Annotated in this window: 16 protein-coding genes; 11 read left to right on the forward strand and 5 right to left on the reverse strand. The window is 62.8% G+C overall.

Translation table 11 applies throughout. From position 1 onward, the window contains the following. The first annotated feature begins 1 nt into the window (after position 1). Together AGI3411_RS11365 and AGI3411_RS11370 are read left to right on the forward strand one after the other, a co-directional pair. Positions 2-1,336: an aromatic ring-hydroxylating dioxygenase subunit alpha gene (locus AGI3411_RS11365; protein ID WP_244240323.1), complete on the forward strand. Its 1,335-nt coding sequence runs from the start codon at positions 2-4 to the stop codon at positions 1,334-1,336. Positions 1,337-1,341: 5 nt separating this feature from the next. Continuing rightward, positions 1,342-1,839, forward strand: a complete 498-nt coding sequence (locus AGI3411_RS11370) for an aromatic-ring-hydroxylating dioxygenase subunit beta (protein WP_165359149.1) — start codon at positions 1,342-1,344, stop codon at positions 1,837-1,839. Positions 1,840-1,924: 85 nt separating this feature from the next. Here the strand turns inward: AGI3411_RS11370 and AGI3411_RS30095 are convergent, their stop codons facing one another. Beyond that, complete coding sequence (locus tag AGI3411_RS30095) at positions 1,925-2,098, reverse strand: hypothetical protein (RefSeq protein ID WP_165359141.1); 174 nt, start codon at positions 2,096-2,098, stop codon at positions 1,925-1,927. Positions 2,099-2,408: 310 nt separating this feature from the next. Here AGI3411_RS30095 and AGI3411_RS11375 point away from each other — a divergent pair, with 310 nt between their 5' ends. The 4 genes from AGI3411_RS11375 to AGI3411_RS11390 are packed head-to-tail and all read left to right on the forward strand — an operon-like array spanning position 2,409 to position 6,771. Continuing rightward, a complete protein-coding gene (locus AGI3411_RS11375) occupies positions 2,409-2,882 on the forward strand; it encodes a (2Fe-2S)-binding protein (protein ID WP_129527474.1) in 474 nt (157 codons plus the stop codon). Next, on the forward strand, positions 2,879-5,170 hold the full coding sequence (locus tag AGI3411_RS11380; RefSeq protein ID WP_129527475.1) for a xanthine dehydrogenase family protein molybdopterin-binding subunit: 2,292 nt from the start codon (positions 2,879-2,881) through the stop codon (positions 5,168-5,170). Before AGI3411_RS11375 ends, AGI3411_RS11380 begins: the two co-directional genes overlap by 4 nt. Positions 5,171-5,179: 9 nt before the next feature. Beyond that, entirely contained in the window at positions 5,180-5,743 is a 564-nt protein-coding gene (locus tag AGI3411_RS11385; RefSeq protein WP_129527476.1) for a nucleotidyltransferase family protein, read from the forward strand. Between the two features lie 11 nt (positions 5,744-5,754). Continuing rightward, the gene (locus tag AGI3411_RS11390) at positions 5,755-6,771 is read left to right on the forward strand and encodes an XdhC family protein (RefSeq protein ID WP_129527477.1); all 1,017 of its coding nucleotides are present in this window, start codon (positions 5,755-5,757) and stop codon (positions 6,769-6,771) included. A 77-nt stretch (positions 6,772-6,848) separates the two neighbouring features. Here the strand turns inward: AGI3411_RS11390 and AGI3411_RS11395 are convergent, their stop codons facing one another. Beyond that, positions 6,849-7,988: an MFS transporter gene (locus tag AGI3411_RS11395; protein WP_208748063.1), complete on the reverse strand. Its 1,140-nt coding sequence runs from the start codon at positions 7,986-7,988 to the stop codon at positions 6,849-6,851. Between the two features lie 244 nt (positions 7,989-8,232). Here AGI3411_RS11395 and AGI3411_RS11400 point away from each other — a divergent pair, with 244 nt between their 5' ends. Further along, positions 8,233-9,126 (forward strand): LysR family transcriptional regulator, encoded by an 894-nt coding sequence (locus AGI3411_RS11400; protein WP_129527479.1) that lies wholly within the window; start codon positions 8,233-8,235, stop codon positions 9,124-9,126. Positions 9,127-9,552: 426 nt separating this feature from the next. Here the strand turns inward: AGI3411_RS11400 and AGI3411_RS11410 are convergent, their stop codons facing one another. The 3 genes from AGI3411_RS11410 to AGI3411_RS11420 all read right to left on the reverse strand — a co-directional run bounded on the left by AGI3411_RS11410 (position 9,553) and on the right by AGI3411_RS11420 (position 13,320). After that, entirely contained in the window at positions 9,553-10,146 is a 594-nt protein-coding gene (locus AGI3411_RS11410) for an SMI1/KNR4 family protein (protein WP_129527480.1), read from the reverse strand. 481 nt (positions 10,147-10,627) lie between these two features. Further along, complete coding sequence (locus tag AGI3411_RS11415; protein WP_165359150.1) at positions 10,628-11,938, reverse strand: sigma-54-dependent transcriptional regulator; 1,311 nt, start codon at positions 11,936-11,938, stop codon at positions 10,628-10,630. An 11-nt stretch (positions 11,939-11,949) separates the two neighbouring features. After that, positions 11,950-13,320 (reverse strand): sensor histidine kinase, encoded by a 1,371-nt coding sequence (locus AGI3411_RS11420; protein ID WP_129527481.1) that lies wholly within the window; start codon positions 13,318-13,320, stop codon positions 11,950-11,952. Between the two features lie 344 nt (positions 13,321-13,664). Here AGI3411_RS11420 and AGI3411_RS11425 point away from each other — a divergent pair, with 344 nt between their 5' ends. The 4 genes from AGI3411_RS11425 (at position 13,665) to AGI3411_RS11440 (ending at position 17,543) form a co-directional block, all read left to right on the forward strand. Next, positions 13,665-14,150: a tripartite tricarboxylate transporter TctB family protein gene (locus tag AGI3411_RS11425; protein WP_244240324.1), complete on the forward strand. Its 486-nt coding sequence runs from the start codon at positions 13,665-13,667 to the stop codon at positions 14,148-14,150. Between the two features lie 3 nt (positions 14,151-14,153). Beyond that, positions 14,154-15,674: a tripartite tricarboxylate transporter permease gene (locus AGI3411_RS11430; RefSeq protein ID WP_129527482.1), complete on the forward strand. Its 1,521-nt coding sequence runs from the start codon at positions 14,154-14,156 to the stop codon at positions 15,672-15,674. Between the two features lie 72 nt (positions 15,675-15,746). Further along, on the forward strand, positions 15,747-16,241 hold the full coding sequence (locus AGI3411_RS11435) for a hypothetical protein (protein ID WP_129527483.1): 495 nt from the start codon (positions 15,747-15,749) through the stop codon (positions 16,239-16,241). Between the two features lie 42 nt (positions 16,242-16,283). Then, positions 16,284-17,543, forward strand: coding sequence for a putative Na+/H+ antiporter (locus AGI3411_RS11440; protein WP_129527484.1), 1,260 nt, complete (start codon positions 16,284-16,286; stop codon positions 17,541-17,543). Positions 17,544-17,698: the final 155 nt, after the last annotated feature.

The following is a 17,698-nucleotide window of genomic DNA, read 5'->3' on the forward strand; positions in this document are numbered from 1 at the left end:
CATGAAACGCATTGGAGACAACATGACAGGCCATACTTCCCCGGAAGGCTTTCGGCACCTGGTCGGTCCGGATCGCGTGCATCGGGACCTGTACACCGATCCCGGCGTCTACGCCGTCGAACAGGCGCGGCTGTGGACGCACGCCTGGGTTTATGTGGGCCACGAAAGCCAGATACCCGCCGTGGGCGACTACTACACCACCGAGATCGCCGGGCAGTCGCTGATCATGCTGCGCAAGAGCCCGCAGGAAGTGACGGTGCTGATGAACCGCTGCGCCCACAAGGGCAGCCAGCTCGTGCACGAACGCGAGGGCAACTGCGGCAAGATGCTGCGTTGCCCGTATCACGCCTGGACCTACCGCCTGGACGGCTCCCTGCTGTCCATTCCGTTGAAGAACGATTACGAAGGCACGAACCTGTCTTCGTGCCCGTCCGGGAAGGGTCTGTCCTCGCCCGGCGCCAGCATGAACTACAGAGGATTCGTGTTCGTTCGGATCAGCGAGGATGGCCCGGACTTCACAAGCTATTTCGGCGAGGCCCTGGCCACGCTGGACAACATGGTGGCGCGGGCGCCGGACGGCGAGCTGTCGGTGCTGGGCCAGCCCCTGCGCAGCCGCATCGACTGCAACTGGAAGCTGTACCTGGAAAACGTGAACGACACCGTGCACCCGATTTCCACGCACGAGTCGGCCGCCTCCGCCGCGAAAGAGGTCGCGCAGAACTTGCCCGAGAACGGCGATACCGTGCTGGCCATGGAGCAGTTGCTGCCCTTCGGGGCCGGCTACAGCTTCTATTCGGAAATGGGCGCGCGGGTGCTGCCGCACGGGCACAGCGTGCTGGGCACCAAGTTCAGCATCCATACCGGCTACGCGCCGCTGCAGGATTACCAAATGGAACTCGAGGCGAGCCATGGCCAGGAAGCCGCGCAACAGATCCTGCAGTTTTCCCCGCAGAACACCGTGCTCTATCCCAGCCTGGCGGCCAAGGCGTCTCCCATGATCCTGCGAGTCCTGCGTCCCCTGGCGGTGGACCGGACGCTCGTCGAGATATGGGCATTCGCACCGAAGAACGCCCCCGCCCGCCTGCGGCAGCGCGCGGCTTCCTATGCGCGGCTGGTGTTCTCGCCCATGTCCGTCGTGGCCCATGACGACGTACACCTGTTCGAAAGCCAGCAGCGCGGGCTGCTCTGCTCGGGCAACGAATGGCTCAGCCTGCATCGGGGATACCAGGACAGCGAGATCGGCCAGGCCTCGGCGTCCATGGATAGCGGCAACAACGAATGGGTCATCCGCAACCAGCACCGCGGCTGGCTGGAACTGATGGGAGGCGCGGCGTGAACATTGTGTCGACTGATAGAGATACCGCGTCGGTCCCGGCAGAGCTGGCGGCATTCGTATACCACGAGGCCATGCTGCTGGACACGCAGCGCTATGACGAATGGCTTACCCTGTATGCGGAATCGGGCCTGTACTGGATGCCGCTGTCGCAAGACCAGGCCCCGGGCGACGAGGCGCCGTCGCTGCTGCACGAAGACCTGCTGCTGTTGCGGCTACGCATCCAACGCTACCGCAATCCCCGCGCTCATTCCCTGCACCCGGCGGTGCGGGGGCTGCGCATCCTGCAGGCCCCTCAGGTGCTGACGAGCGATGCCTCGGCGGAGCTGCACCGCATGCGCACGCCGTTCCTGTATATGGAGACCCAGGGCGATACCCAGAAAATGCTGGCGGCCACGGCTTATCACACGATCGAAGGCAGGCCGGGCGCCTTCCGGATACGGATGAAAAAAGTCGAATTGCTGAATGCAGATGCCTGCCTTCCGGCAATACAGCTATTGCTATAAGGCGCCGCGTCAACGCCCCTGCCGTACTGGCGGCGCCCGTCGACCCAGCGGCCGAACCCACCGGGGCGCCTGGAACTCAGCCCGGCTAGAACCTATACAGGGCATAGGCGACAAAGCCCGCCCCGAACGCGAGATGGATGGCGCCCCCTTGCCGGCCTTGCAGGATCGACGCGGGCCGCCTTGCGCGCACGAGGCAGGCGAGCAGGCCCGAATGCGCCAGCACGCTCAGGACGAAACTGATCCGGTAATAGAGAAACAAAGCGGCGGCTCCCTACTGAAACACAGCCACGTACTGGCTGCCATCATGATTCTGCTTGAGCAGGCGGACAGCCCGGTTCTTCACCGGCACGGCATATTCGGATGGAACCGGAGCCAAAGCGTGCTGGAATTCCCCGTAGTGGCGAACGCGAACTGCGCAAGGCCAGGCGCTGACCGTCCCTTAATGGGCCTATTAGCTTAACTAATGAATTCTTCTGCAATTTTAAGGTGAAATTCCGATATAAAGAGGTGGTTTACTCATGCCTGAGGCAAGGCACCGCCTGCCCTGCCCGCCCCCCAAGGATTCCGCTATGACCCAACTTCAAATCAACGGCCAGGCGAAGGACGTCGACGTCCCGGGCGAAACGCCCTTGCTCTGGACCCTAAGAGACGAGCTCGGCATGACCGGCACCAAGTTCGGATGCGGCATGGCGCTGTGCGGCGCCTGTACCGTGCACATGGACGGTGCGCCAATCCGTTCCTGTGTCACCCCCCTCTCGGCTGTGGCGGGCCACGATATCACCACTATCGAAGGGATAGAGGCAGATGCTGTCGGCCGGGCGGTGCAGCAAGCCTGGATAGAGCAGAATGTCGCTCAATGCGGCTACTGCCAGGCAGGCCAGATCATGACTGCGGTAAGCCTGCTCAAAACGACGCCGCAGCCTACCGACCAAGAGATCGAGGACGCCATGAGCGGCAATATCTGCCGCTGCGGCACGTATCCTCGCATCCGGGCCGCCATTCAGCAGGCTGCCAAGCGCCTGGCCCAGGGAGGCAAGCAATGACGCTCACCATGCAACTTTCCCGGCGCAGCTTTCTGCAGGGCGGTCTGGGCGCGCTTACCCTGGCTATCACATCCAAGGGGCTCATCACGACAGTCTGGGCCGCGGAGGCTGCCGCTCAGAAATATGGCGCCGACAGCATGCCCGGCGGCACCGTCGAGGACCCGCTGGTTTTCGTCAGCATCGCCGCGGACGGCACCGTTACCATCGTCGCGCATCGCGCTGAAATGGGCACGGGGGTCCGCACCAGCCTGCCCATGGTGGTAGCCGACGAAATGGAGGCGCGCTGGGATCGCGTAAAGGTCATACAGGCGCAAGCCGATGAAGTGCGCTATGGCAACCAGAACGTGGATGGCTCGCGAAGCGTCCGCCACTTCCTGATGCCCATGCGGCGCGTCGGCGCGGCGGCCCGTCAGATGCTGGAAGCAGCGGCGGCGGCGCAGTGGTCCGTTCCGGTTGCCGAGGTCAAGGCGGTTCAGCATGAGGTGCTGCACCAGCCGTCCGGGCGCCGCTTGGCTTACGGCGAGCTTGCGGCCGACGCGGCCAGGCAGCCTGTCCCCACTGGCGATGCGCTCAAACTCAAGGATCGCAGTGAGTTCCGCTACATCGGGAAAGACCAGGTCCGACTCGTAGACCTGGAAGCTATCGGGAAAGGCCAGGCAAGCTACGGCATGGATATGCGTCTGCCCGGCATGGTCTATGCAGTCGTGGCGCGCCCTCCTGTCGTCGGAGGCAAGCTCCGTCGCTTCGACAGTACCAAGGCGCTGGCCGTTCCAGGGGTGCTGAAGGTCGTGGAAATTCCCCCGATGCAAGGCGCGCCGGCGTTCCAGCCTCTGGGCGGCGTCGCGGTCGTCGCGCGCAACACTTGGGCTGCCCGCCAGGGCCGCGATGCGCTGGAAATCGAATGGGACGACGGACCTAACGGCAACTACGACTCGGCCGCCTACCGCCAGGCGCTGGAGTCGGCGGCACGCAAATCCGGTAAGGCAATACGCAATCAAGGCGACGTGGCGCAAGTCTGGACTAAAGCGCCCGAAACCGATCGCCTGGCCGCGGAATACTACGTGCCCCATCTTGCCCATGCCTCGATGGAGCCGCCTGTGGCCACCGTCCAGATCAAAGGCAACAACGCCGAAGTCTGGACCTCCATTCAGAACCCCGTCGCGGCGCGAGATGCGGTGGCGGCCCGCCTGAAGCTGGACCCCGCCAACGTCAAGGTAAATGTCCTGCTGCTGGGGGGAGGGTTTGGCCGCAAGTCCAAACCCGACTTCGTGGATGAGGCCGCCATTGTTGCCCGCGCCATGCCCGAAGGCACGCCGGTCAAGCTGGTGTGGACGCGCGAGGACGACATTCACCATGATTACCTGCACACCGTGTCGGTCGAGCGTTTGGCGGCCGTCCTGGACAAGAGCGGACAGGTCCAATCCTGGCTGCACCGCAGCGCCGCCCCTACCATCGCCTCTCTCTTCTCCGTAGGGGCCAAAGGCCAGCAGATGTTCGAGTCGGCCATGTCGGCCATCAACATGCCGTACCGTATTCCGAACGTCCGGGTGGAAACAGCCGAAGTGGAGGCCCATGCCCGCATCGGGTGGTTCCGCTCTGTAGCCAACATCCCCCATGCTTTCGCGGCGCAGTGCTTCATTGCCGAATTGGCCCAGCACGCAGGAAAAGACCCCAGAGATTTCGCGCTTGACCTTATCGGTCCGGCGCGCCGGATTGACCCGGGCACGCTGGCCGACACCTGGAATTACTCGGAATCGCCCGAGCGCTACCCTTACGACACGGGCCGCCTGCGCGGTGTCATCGAAGCTGCGTGCAAAGGGGCTGAATGGGGCAGGACGCTGCCCAAGGGTCATGGCCTTGGCCTGGCCTTCTGCTACAGCTTCATGAGCTACACAGCCACCGTAGTCGAGGTGGCCGTAGACGAGAAGGGCGAGGTACGCATCGTTGCGGTGGACATGGCGATGGACTGCGGCCCGCAAATCAACCCCGAACGCATTCGCGCGCAAATGGAAGGCGGCGCCATCATGGGCTTGAGCCTTGCGCTCACCGGCGAGATCACCTTCGAGAAAGGCCGCGTGAAGCAAAGCAATTTCCACGACTATGAAGTGCTGCGCCACAATGCGTCGCCGCGCGTGATCCGGACGCATCTGGTCAACGACGACCACGCCCTGCCGCCCGGTGGCGTAGGCGAGCCGCCGGTTCCACCCGTGGCGCCTGCGCTATGCAATGCCATATTCGCCGCAACCGGAAAGCGGATTCGTAATCTGCCCGTGCGCAGAGTCGCCTGACGCAACGCAATGGAACAGCCCACCGTCATCGTGTTGGCCGCCGGCCGAGGGGAGCGCTTTAGCCGGTCCGGCGGTGCGACGCACAAACTCGACGCGATACTGGCGGGCGTTCCCGTACTGGAGCGCGTCCTTCGTGCCGTCGCCGACTCAGGCCTGCCGTGCCACGTCGTCCGGCCAGAACGGGCTCCTCCGGACAGTGGCATGGGTGACTCCATTGCAAGAGGAGTACGTGCGACCCAAGACGCCGCCGGCTGGCTGATTCTGCCCGGCGATTTGCCGCTTATCAACGCGCGCAGCCTGCGCCAGGTGGCGCAGGGCCTGGCCTCGAGGCCGGTGGTTGTCCCGTCCTGGAGCGGCCGGCAGGGGCATCCCGTCGGATTCGGCGCTGAATGCGGGAAGGCGCTAATGGCGCTTGGCGGGGACATGGGCGCGGCCGCTATCGTGCGGGCATATCGGAATAAGGACGCCGTAGAGGTGCTGCATCTGGACGATCCGGGAATCGCCATGGACATCGACACGCAAGACGATCTGGCGCGGGCCGAAGCCATGCTTTCGGTCCGCCTGCCCAGCTAAGGAGCATCAGCGTGGAAACTGTCGACGTCCGTGTATTGCGAGAAGCCCGTTCCTGGCATGCGCAGGGGCACCGGCTGCTACTGGCTACGGTAGTCAAGACCTGGGGGTCTTCTCCGCGCCCTGTCGGCTCCATGATGGCGCTGCGTGAGGACGGGCGCTGCGTCGGCTCTGTGTCCGGCGGCTGCATTGAAGACGATCTGGTTCACCGGTATACCCGTGCCTATGGCGACGGCGCCATGGCGCAAAGCACTCCCGAACTGGTGCGCTATGGGGTAACGGCCGACGAAGCGCACCGATTCGGGCTGCCTTGCGGCGGCACGCTGGAGCTGCTGCTGGAGTTCCAACCGGATTTCGAAACGCTTGACGCCCTGGTACGGCGGCTGGAATCGGGCCAACTCGTCCAGCGCACCGTCTACGTGGCCACAGGAGCGGTCACATTGACCCCGACTTCGGCGCCGGACGCGGTGCGGTTCGATGGCCTGACGCTCTCCTGCACCCTGGGGCCGCAGTACCGAATGCTGCTCATCGGAGCCGGTGTATTGGCGGAATACTTGGCCACCATGGCCCTGTTCAACGACTTTTCAGTGACGGTCTGCGATCCACGGGTCGAACACCTGGGCAACTGGTCCGTGCCCGGCGTACAGATCACCCGCGAAATGCCTGACGACGCCGTGCTCGCCCTGGCCCCCGACACGCGTACCTGCATCGTCGCCCTGAGCCACGATCCCAAGCTGGACGATCTTGCGCTACTGGAAGCGCTTCACAGCCCTGCCTTCTACGTGGGCGCCATCGGCTCGCGCCGCAACACAAGCAGCCGCAGGGAACGGTTCATTGAGCACTTTGGCGAAACCACCACGTCTCTGGAGCGGTTGCACGCGCCGGTCGGCATTTATATTGGCAGCAGGACGCCTGCCGAAATCGCGGTGAGCATCATGGCTGAGATCCTTGCAGTCAAGAACGGCGTTGCTTTGCCCGCCGCGCTCTCCGTCGAACAGGTAAAGCGCCGCTTGACGACATCCATTGCCTGAACCAGGGCCTGGACGACGACCAATGTTCTCGGCCATGGAGAAGGACGCCCGCGTTCATAGCCATGAGGCTGCCCAGATCAGGCGTGCGGGGCCGACGCCGAAGCCCGCGCACGCGAGGTTAAAAACGCCAGGCTTGCCGCGAGGAGCAGCACGGCGGCACTCGCGATGAAGGTGCTCCGATAGCCTATCGAGTCGAACAGCAGCCCGCCCAGAGTGGAGCCGAAGGCGATGGCCAACTGAATTACTGCCACCATCAGGCCGCCGCCGGCCTCCGCATTTCGCGGCATGGTTTCGGCGATCCAGCTCCACCAGCCCACGGGCGCCGACGTCGCCATCAAGCCCCACAGGCCCAGCAAGACGACGACGGGGGCCATCCAGGCTCCGAAAGGAATCAGCATGAGCGCGACCGCCGCCATAAGGAGGGGAATGGCGATCAGCGTCCCATACAGGCCGCGCTTGAGGGTCAGGCCGATCAACGCGGTACCGATGAATCCAGCCACACCGATCACGAGCAGGATGAGAGACAGCGCGCCAGCCTGGACGCGCGTCACCGTCTCCAGGAATGGCCGCACGTAGGTAAACAAGGCAAACTGCCCCATGAAAAAGGCACCGCACGCGGCCATGCCGAGAGCAACGGGTCGGCACTTCAACACGCTGAAGACGTTGCCGGAACTAGGCGCATGATCCTGACTCTGCATGGACGGCAGACTGATCCATTGCCAGACCAAAGCGATCAGGGCCACCGGCACCAGGCAAAAAAATGCGCCGCGCCAGCCCATGACCGCACCGAGATAGCTGCCTAGCGGCGCGGCTATCACCGTCGCCAACGCGTTGCCGCCGTTGAAAACCGCCAACGCGCGCGGCACCTGATGAACAGGCACCAGCCGCATGGCCGTGGCGGCCGACATGGACCAAAAGCCGCCTATCACCACCCCGATCAGGGCACGGCCGGCCATATAGGTGAGGAAGTTGGGTGCCGCCGCAACCACGGCGCCGGACACGGCCATCAGCGCCGTCAGCGCAAGCAGCAGGGTCTTTCGGTTCATCGCCCTCGCCACCGTGGAAATCGACAGGCTGGCCGCCACTGCAAATACTCCGGAGATCGCAATCCCCTGCCCGGCCATACCCTCCGTGACCTGAAGGTCCGTCGCCATCGGCGTCAGCAGGCTGACCGGCATGAATTCGGAAGCGATCAATGCAAACACGCACAACGACATGGCGAAGACACCGCTCCAATTGGCGGCCTGCACGCCGGCCTCGTACCGGGTTGAAAAAAAGGCCGTTGCAGCCTCGCCTGCTCGAATCTTCATGAAGTTGCCAATCCCTGTCGATCTGATCCACCTTCTTCGCATCAGCGATGCGACAGGGCGATGTTGGCGCATCCGCCGGCGACAGACTAGCTAATCAATACTTAAAAGGTATATTAGTTAAGCTAATCAATGACGCATGAGAAACTCCGCCATGGTCAAACGTAACCTCAACGATCTTCTCTATTTCGTGACGGTGGCTCGGGAAGGCAGTTTCACCCGCGCCGCCTCGCTGCTGGGCGTAACTCAGTCGGCCCTAAGCCAAGCCATCAGCGGGCTCGAAGCAAGACTTGAGATTCGGCTGTTGACGCGCACCACCCGAAGTGTGTCTCCCACGACCGCGGGCGAACGTCTGCTGAATGCCATTGGGCACCGTTTTGACGAGATCGACGCCGAACTGGATGAACTGACCGAGATGCGCGACAAGCCGGCGGGCACGGTCCGGATCACCTGCGGCGAACACGTCCTCAGGACAACGCTGCTGCCGAAGCTGGCTCCCCTGATGCTCGAGTACCCCGATATCAAGATGGAGTTCGACGTCAACTACGGATTCAGGGATATCGTCGCGGATCGGTACGATGCCGGGGTGCGTCTGGGCGACACCATCGACAAGGATATGATCGCCTTGCCTATCGGGCCGCGGCTTCGCATGGCGGCAGCGGCTTCACCCGCTTACTTTGACGCCAACCCCATCCCGAAGAATCCCCGCGATCTGATCAAGCACAACTGCATCAATATGCGGATGCAATCAGCCGGCGGGCTCTATGTGTGGGACTTCGAGCGCCGCGGCCAGCCATTGAACGTGCGGGTGAATGGCCAACTCATCTTCAATACCTCTCCTAGCATGGTGGACGCCGCAGTGGCGGGGCTGGGCATCGCGTTCCTGCCCGAGGACGAGTTCGCGCCTCACATCACGGAAGGCCGGTTAGTGCGCGTGCTGGAAGACTGGTGTCCGCCTTTTCCAGGGTATTACTTGTACTACCCGAGCCGCCGCCAGCCTTCGGCAGCATTTTCCCTGGTAGCAAACGCATTACGTGCGCGTCCCTAAGCCTTGTCCTGCTGCACTGGCGCCGGCCACCCTGCCCTGCGCAAGGCAGGACGGCTCCCAATTTACCTTCGGCTCGATGGACGCGCGCACTGCGCTCATCCAGATACTCGAACGCGACGCCCTGGCCCGGCGCGGCCACCTGGTTGAAGCGGCGCCAGGCGCGCGGCAGGCGCAGCAACCTGCGTCCAAGAAAGACCGCGAAGCCGGCCATCGCCACCGCGCACGACAGGACCAGCACGCCGTCGGCACCGCGGCGCAGACTGCGGTCGGACACGAACAGGACAACGAACAGGATCGCGCTGCTCGCCAGCAGCAGGAACATCAGGCCAGCGAACACGGCCGTCAGCGATCTGCCGCTGCGGCCACGGCGCAGCAGCAGGATGTCCTCCTCGGCCAGGGGTTCTTCCGCGACTTGCAGGACTGCACTCATACTCGCGGCGCCGTCTCCACTTTCTTGCGCGTCGCGCGTTCGGCCAGCCTCTGCGCCATGTCCTGCTGACGCTGCATCAGGTCAGCGATCTGCTCAGCGTAGAGGTCGGTGAGGCCGCCGCTCAGCGGCTCCAGATCGGCCATATCATCGATCGCCACGACTGTCCCCGCCTGGTCCACGCCCCAGATCCGGCTGCCATCGCCCACGATCTTCAGCACGGGCAGGATGCCAGGCAAACCGGCCTCGGCGAGCTGGCGCTGCTGCGCCGAGATGCTGGCCCATTCGGGCAACTCCGGCGCATCGATGCCCAACAACACCAGGCCGCGCCAGAAGGTCCAGGCGGGGCCGACCTCGAACTCCTTCGCATGCGGCCAGACTTCCTCGCGCGCCATCACGCACAGGCCGTTGGTACGCTGGCAGAAGGCCGCAAACGCCGCCGGCAGCGGGAAGCCGACAGCGGCCTCCAGACCAGCGATCGCTTCCGCGCCGGGCGCGGGCGCGGGCGCGGCCACGACCTCGAAATACTCGCTGTTCACCGGATCAAGGATCTCCCACATGCGTTGGTGAAACTGTTCGGCGGTCATGGTCATGCAAGCTTCCTGAATCAAAAACAAATCCTGGCTCGCCGCAAAGGCGGGAACCTTGAAGGCGCACCACTATATCCCCGATTGCGCCGTCTTCCGTATCGTACCTATGGTCAGCGCACTTTGAGTGAATCCTTTCCCTTGGTTTCCCAACTTCAATGAACCAAAAATCCGCCACTGCGCCTGTGAGTGGAGATGCGTGATTCCAGCCACTTCGGGGCCGAAATGGGCAGCACGCCACCACAAGCCGCACGCCAGTTCACGCTGCACACTTGGTACGCGCCGACTTCGTGAACCAAATCTCAATGTTGAAGTTCATTGAACATGGAATTTTGAGCCAATTAGTACATTGAACTTGGGAATGTATTCATTCACGATCACCTCTGGACGGCAGTGAGCCAATAAGAGGATGGCAATCGACTGCTCTCGGCCGGGAGCGGACATCCATAGCACCGGATGCAATTGGGCAGAATACAAACAGCCCCACTCAATTCGCCGCGCCGTCGTCCCGCCTCTCTCGCAGCTTCTTCCATAAGGTTGTACGCGAAATCCCCAGGAGCCTGGCCGCCTGACCCATATGGCCGCCAGATTCGGCAATGGCTTGCTGGATGGCACGCTGTTCGGCTCCAAACCGCGTGGCTGCCAAAACCGGCTTTTCTACAAGTTTGCTTTCGGGGAAGAGGTCGCCGCTTTGCAGTATGGCGTCATCCGCCATGACCGCCGCGCGCGCGATGCGATTCTTTAGTTCCCGCACATTGCCGGGCCAGGCATACGCATGCATGGCCTGAAGGGCATCGGAGGACAAGGCGGCCCCCGTGTATGACTGCTCCGCAAGGATGGCGCGCGCCAAACCCGGTAATGCGCCTGGGCGCTGCCGCAGCGGTGGCGTGGCCACTCTGGCCACCGCCAGCCGATAGAAGAGGTCCGCGCGGAACGAGCCCTTTTCAATGGCTACTTGAAGATCGATGCACGTGCTAGCTAGCACCCGGCAGTGCGTCTGCCTGGGCGCGCTGTCGCCCAGCGGCCGGTACTGGCCGTTTTCCAGAACGCCCAGCAGCGCGGCTTGTGCGCGCGGAGTCAGTTCGGTCACCTCGTCCAGATAAAGTGTGCCGCCCGCCGCCTCTGAGAACAGACCTTCGCGCGCCGCGCTGGCTCCGCTGAACGCCCCTTTCTGATGGCCGAATAACAGGCTTTCAATCAGATCGGTCGCCAAGGTGGCGCAGTTGACGGCCACAAAAGGCCCCGACGCAAAGGACGACCGCGCGTGGATATACCGCGCGGCACGGTCCTTGCCGGAGCCTGTCTCGCCTTCCAGCAACACAGGCAGCGAACTGGCAGCAAGACGTTCAAGCTCCTGCGCCAGAGGTAAGGTTTCCTCGTGCAACGCGTAGGGGTTGTCAAACACCCCCTCGTGGCGTCCGGCGGGCTGGGCGGCGATCACCGACCGGATGCGCGCCACCAGCGCATCGGTGTCGTAGGGCTTGGTCAGGTAATCGTTCGCCCCCGCCGAGACCAGGCGCACGGCTTGCGCGATGTCGCCGTAGGCTGTCGCAAACACCACGGTGGTGCTTGCCAGATATGGGATCAGGCGCCGATACAGATCTTCACCGGAGCCATCCGGGAGCCGGATGTCGGCCAGCAGGAAGGCCGGGCGCATGCGCGTCCTGCGAAACAGTTCGACCGCTTGCGCGCAGCTTTGCAGCCATTGCGCGGAAATGCCTTCCAGCCGCAAGCGTTGCAGCAGTGCGCCGCCCAGCAGCTCGTCGTCTTCGATCAGCAATACCTGTATGTCATTCAAGACGCGTTTTCCTATACCGAAAAAGGCAAGCGCACCGAGATGCGCGTGCCGCTGGCCAGATGCGTGACGCGCAGCCGGCCCTGCATGCTTTTTATCAGATCCGCCACGATACCCAATCCCATTCCCTCGCCCTCGGCAGGAAGCCCCTTCAACGCGCGGCGGGCGGCGGCGGGCAAGCCGCTGCCCACATCCACCACATGCAAGGTCAGCACCGTGGGCCGGGCGCGGGCAAACACAAGCACCAGCGCGCCGGAAGGTGAAGCCTGAATGGCATTGAGCACCAGGTTCAGCAGCACCTGGCGGACGGCGCCGGCCGGTAGCGCCAGCCGCAAGCCCTGCAACCCTTCGCAATGCACTTGAACTCGGACGCCGCCCCGCCCTGCCTGCGCGCCGACCATCAGGCGGATATCGGCGATATCTTCTTCGCGCAACAACGCGGCGCCCGGACGGAACGTGCGCAAGCTGGCGTCCACCACGGCTTGCAGCGCTTCCACGCCACGTTCAATAAAGTCCAGCGACTCGGTACGCACGTCGCCACGCTCACCGAACTGCCTCAAGGTCTGCACGGCGGTGCGCAGGCCACCCAGCGGGTTACGCACCTCGTGCGCCAGCGCGGCCGACATGCGGCCTAACACGGCCTCTCGTTCGATGCGCGAATTGCGTTCGGCCAAGGCCTCGCGTTCCTGAACGCTTTCAACCATCCAGTTGTATGCCGACAGCAGCTCTTGAAGTTCGGGGTCAGAGGTGGCGACCCGCATGGGGCGCAGCCGGTCCTCCGGGCCGCCGCGCAACGCCTCGGTCAGCGAAATAATGGGACGTTGAAGCCGCCGCGCCATGCCGAAGCACAGCGCCGCACCGATCAGGCTGATCGCCAGTCCCACCAGCCCCAGCTCCCAGGCCAGTTCCTGGCGTTGCCGCAGAAAATCGCTGACGTCCAGATTGGCCACCACCGTGCCCAGATCCGGCCGGCTGTCGTCCAGCAGCCGCCACGTCCACACCCCTTCCGACCTCGGGCTGACCAGCGTGCCGGATGCGTCGATGAATGAAGTAAGGGGAATGGGTTCGACTTCGGGATAGCGCGCCACATGCGCCAGCAGTCGGCGGTCGGGGGTCACCACGGCAAGCGTCCGGTCAACCACGCCCAGGTGCGTATCCAGCGCGCGGTTCAGCACGTCGACCATCTGCGCCGCATCTCCGGCTTGCACCGACGGCAAGATCGCTGCCGACAAGCCGTCCAGGTACACCTGGCCCAGGTCCGATACCTGTCTGTCGAACTGGCGGGAAACACCATGCAGCGCCAGCGAAATAAGCGCAGCGGAAATCAACAAGAACAGCAATGACACCGCAAGCGGAATGCGCGCGGTAATGGGCAGGCGAAGCATGGCGACACGCAAGGACCACGAAAACGCGATTATGCCTTGGACAGTTTGGTCGCCCCATTTGCAAGAAATGGAAAGCGCGCAAGGGACGGGAAAAAACCGTGCCAAGGCCGCTAAACGCCAGTAAACGGCGCCGGGTTGTTCACTTTCGTGAACATCGCGCGTTCAGCGCTGTTCACGCCGGTTCAGCCGCGTGAACGCGGGCGTTTGCCGCTGCTGGTTTTCCCGGATCCGGGCCGTCAAACCATGAAAGCAAATTGCAAGGCGCTCTCCTTAAAGTGCCCCCTCCTTCAGCCTGCCACGTTGTGCGGGCCGAAGCATGTCGACAACATACAGGGGAGCAAGCCGTGGGCAGCACCATATTTTCCAGAAAGCGCGATCTGTGGGGCGGTGCGTTCATCGCTTTGTGCGGCGCGCTGACCATTCTTGAAGCAACGTCATACAACATCGGAGAACTGGCTCGGATGGGTCCGGGCTATTTCCCGCTGATGATCGGTTGCTTTCTGGTTGCGCTGGGCATCCTCGTGCCCCTTAGCCCAGACCCCGATGAAGTGCAGGATGAACTCATCGAAGAACAATTGCCCCAGCCCACGCGGCGCGAGCGCTTGCGCGGCATGGCTTGCATCGCTGGCGGCATCGCGCTGTTCATCATCCTGGGCAGCTTCCTGGGCTTCTTGCCCGCCACCTTCGCGCTGGTGTTCGCCTCGGCGCTGGGCGATACGTCCAACTCCGTGAAGTCCGCCGCCATTCTTGCGTTGGCGATGACGGTTTTCGGAGCGGTGGTATTTTCTTGGGCGCTGCAATTGCAGTTTCCGATGCTGCGCTGGGGGTAGGAAATGGATCTATTCGACAACGTACTACACGGCTTTTCGGTAGCGTTGCAGTGGGAGAACCTGCTGTGGTCGCTATTCGGAGTGTTCATGGGCAACATGATCGGCGTCCTGCCGGGCATGGGCGTCCTGGCAGCCATTTCGATTCTGCTGCCGCTCACCTACGCGATGACGCCGGTGGCCGCCTTGATGATGCTGGCCGGCATCTACTACGGCGCCCAATACGGCGGCGGCATCACCTGCATCCTGCTCAACCTGCCAGGCACGCCGTCGCACGCGGTCACATGCCTGGACGGCAATCCTTTGGCGCGGCAAGGCAAGTCGGGATCGGCGCTGTTCATGCTGGTCATGGCCTCGTTTGTGGGCGCCAGCGTGGGCATCATCATCATGATCCTGTTCTCGCCCTTGTTGGTTGAAGTGGCGTTTCAGTTCGGCCCGGCCGAATACTTCTCGATGATGATGCTGGGACTGTTCGCGGGGGCCACGCTCGCCAAGGGTTCGGCCATCAAGGGGATCGCCATGGTCTTTCTTGGCCTGCTGCTGGGCGTGGTGGGCACGGACGTGAATACCGGCACCATCCGCTATGGCTTCGGGGTCATCGAATTGAGCGACGGCATTCCGCTGGTGGCGCTGGCCATGGGCCTGTTCGGTCTGGCGGACTTCTTTGCCAACGTCAACCGGATCGGCAAAGCCACCACCGTGGGCGACGGCCCCAAGATGTCCGTGCGCCCCGAACCGGGCGATATCAAGAAGTCGGCCATGCCGATTGCGCGCGGCAGCGCCATCGGCGCCGTCCTGGGCATCCTGCCCGGCACCGGCGCAACGATCGCATCGTTCATGTCGTATGCCGTCGAAAAGCGCGTCTCGAAGACGCCCAAGCGCTTCGGCAACGGCGCGATTGAAGGCGTGGCAGGCCCGGAAGCGGCCAACAACTCGGCCGCGCAGACGAGCTTCATCCCCACGATGAGCCTGGGCATTCCTGGCGACTCGGTCATGGCCTTGATGCTGGGCGCGCTGATCATCCACGGTATTCAGCCAGGCCCTCAGATGGTGACCGAGCACGCGGATCTGTTCTGGGGGCTGATCGCCAGCTTCTGGATCGGCAACATCATGCTGGTGGTCATGAACCTGCCGTTGATCGGCATGTGGGCACGGCTGCTGAAGGTGCCGTACAAGTACCTGTTCCCGTCCGCGCTATTCTTTGTCTGCGTCGGCGTCTACAGCACGAACAACAATCTGTTCGATGTCGGCATGGTGCTGGTTCTGGGCCTGGTCGGATATCTGTTCCTGAAGCTGCGTTTCTCGCCCGCGCCGCTCTTGCTGGGCTTCGTGCTGGGGCCGATGGTCGAAGAAAACTTCCGCCGTGCGTTGCTGCTGTCACGCGGCAGCATGAATGTGTTCATTGACCGCCCGATCAGCGCCGGCTTCGTGTACGCCATCCTCGCGCTTGCAATCTGGCTGGTGTATTCGACGGTGCGCAACCGGAAGCGGGTCCGCGAGCTTGAGCGGGCTCAGGCCGGCGCCTGATCGCTTTACGCCTGTCGTACTTGATGGGGAGCCGCGCGGCGGTTCCCCTTTTTCTCATTGACGGAGGGTGTCATGAAACAATCGGCGCAGCAAAAAGACGGCAATATGCCGCGCGGGGCGCTGACCGTGGTTCGCGAACTTCCCTTTGTAGAATTCATCGAGTTGCTTGAATTCAGCCACCTGCGTTTCGACGTGTCCGAACGGGGTTCGACGGCGACGCTGGTTGGCTCGCAGGAATGGCGCCGTCAGATTGAAGACGAAGCCGCGCAGCCCGGATCGGTCTATGTCTGCACAACGCTCGATGCGCTGCATCATGCGGTGTTGGCCCCGGAGGATGCCGAATTGAAAATAGATATGCCAAGCAAAACCCGGGTGCGCCTGCGCACGCTGTCACGGCAGCGCGGACGCGCGGCATTGCAACCTTGCGTCCGTGTCGATCTTCAGGCGCTAATACGCCGCGTGCTGGTGCCAAGCAACGCGCCTGCGCATCTTTTTGACCTGGTCAGGCACGTCGTCATGACGCGCTTGTGGGTGGAAGTGGCGCGCGTATCGTCCGCCCGCATCTGACCGTTGGCCTATCCCGCTCCCTTTATGTACAGGAACTGACACGTGACGGAATCCGCATTGGAAGTCATCGCCGCTTTTGTTTTTGCCCTTGCCCTGGTGCACACGTTTTCCGCGCCGGTCTTTTTGCGTCTGGCGCATCGCAGCAAGCGCCACGGCGGCCTGCTGCACCTGCTGGGAGAAGTCGAAGTGGTGTTCGGCTTTTGGGCGGCAATACTGCTTATCCTGATGGCGCTTGCCGCCTCCGGCAGCACGGCCCTGGCGTACGCCGAATCGCGCAACTACACCGAACCCGCATTTGTCTTCGTGGTGATGGTCATTGCGGCCTCATTGCCGGTGCTGACGGCGGTGATGCGCGTTGTCGAACACGTCGCACGCATGCTTCCCGTTCGCGACCAGACCGCCAAAGCCTGGCTATGCCTGGCGCTAGTGCCATTGGCGGGGTCGCTGGTGACCGAACCCGCAGCAATGACGATAGCTGCGATGATGCTGGCGCCGCAGGTGTTTCATCGCGACATGCCCGAGCGCTTGAAGTATCTGGCGTTGGGCGTGCTGTTCGTCAACATTTCGATTGGCGGAACGCTAACCTCGTATGCCGCCCCGCCTGTGTTGATGGTGGCCTCGACCTGGGGTTGGGATAGCAGCTTCATGTTCAATACGTTTGGCTGGAAGGCAGCGCTGGCCGTTCTGGTCAATGCCACGCTGGTCACCGCCCTACTGCGTCCCCACTTGCGTTCAGGCGATGTGCTGTCGCTGAAGAAATCGCCTGCGCCCGTATCGGCCGTCGTGATCGTCGTGCACCTGGCTTTTCTGGCCGCTGTCGTAATAAGCGCTCATCATCCGATTATCTTTCTGGGTCTTTTTCTGTTTTTCATTGGATACACTCAGGCATACAAAACGCACCAAAGCCCTCTCATTATCAAAGAGGCGTTATTGGTGGGCTTTTTCCTCGCGGGTCTTGTCGTATTGGGAGGCATGCAGCAGTGGTGGTTGCAACCCATCGTGAGCGGGCTTGACCCGAACGTGCTGTTCGTCGGCGCTTTGGCGCTCACAGCGATTACCGACAACGCAGCCTTGACCTACCTGGGCTCGCTCATCGACGGAATCTCTAGCCAAGCTCAGTACATGTTAGTGGCCGGAGCCGTCGCAGGTGGCGGGCTGACAGTTATTGCCAATGCGCCGAACCCGGCGGGGGTCGCGCTGCTTCGAGGCAGTTTCGCCAACGGTGCGGTCAGCATGCTGGGCTTGCTGACGGGTGCGTTGGTACCCACAATTATTGCTGCAGCATTTCTTTTCTTCCTTTGAGCAATGCGAAGGCCCCGTTTTTGCCTCTTTAGCCTCTCACTGCATTCGGACTGAATGACAACTTTGCAGGGTTCGGCTTAATGACCGCAGCGGGTCGAAATCAGCCCGTCGTCGACGTCTGCTCGCGGCCAGAAGCGGACATATGCGAATTGCCC

The organism is Achromobacter agilis, assembly GCF_900496965.1.
In the GTDB taxonomy this organism is placed as follows: Bacteria; Pseudomonadota; Gammaproteobacteria; order Burkholderiales; family Burkholderiaceae_B; genus Achromobacter; species Achromobacter agilis.

Bases quoted from the DNA above. Each gene is read 5' to 3' on its own strand.
- AGI3411_RS11435 (WP_129527483.1), top strand. From the start codon at position 15,747: ATGAAACAATCGGCGCAGCAAAAAGACGGCAATATGCCGCGCGGGGCG.
- AGI3411_RS11365 (WP_244240323.1), top strand. From the start codon at position 2: ATGAAACGCATTGGAGACAACATGACAGGCCATACTTCCCCGGAAGGC.
- AGI3411_RS11375 (WP_129527474.1), top strand. From the start codon at position 2,409: ATGACCCAACTTCAAATCAACGGCCAGGCGAAGGACGTCGACGTCCCG.
- AGI3411_RS11400 (WP_129527479.1), top strand. From the start codon at position 8,233: ATGGTCAAACGTAACCTCAACGATCTTCTCTATTTCGTGACGGTGGCT.
- AGI3411_RS11385 (WP_129527476.1), top strand. From the start codon at position 5,180: ATGGAACAGCCCACCGTCATCGTGTTGGCCGCCGGCCGAGGGGAGCGC.
- AGI3411_RS11420 (WP_129527481.1), bottom strand. From the start codon at position 13,320: ATGCTTCGCCTGCCCATTACCGCGCGCATTCCGCTTGCGGTGTCATTG.
- AGI3411_RS11395 (WP_208748063.1), bottom strand. From the start codon at position 7,988: ATGTCGTTGTGCGTGTTTGCATTGATCGCTTCCGAATTCATGCCGGTC.
- AGI3411_RS11380 (WP_129527475.1), top strand. From the start codon at position 2,879: ATGACGCTCACCATGCAACTTTCCCGGCGCAGCTTTCTGCAGGGCGGT.
- AGI3411_RS11430 (WP_129527482.1), top strand. From the start codon at position 14,154: ATGGATCTATTCGACAACGTACTACACGGCTTTTCGGTAGCGTTGCAG.
- AGI3411_RS11410 (WP_129527480.1), bottom strand. From the start codon at position 10,146: ATGACCATGACCGCCGAACAGTTTCACCAACGCATGTGGGAGATCCTT.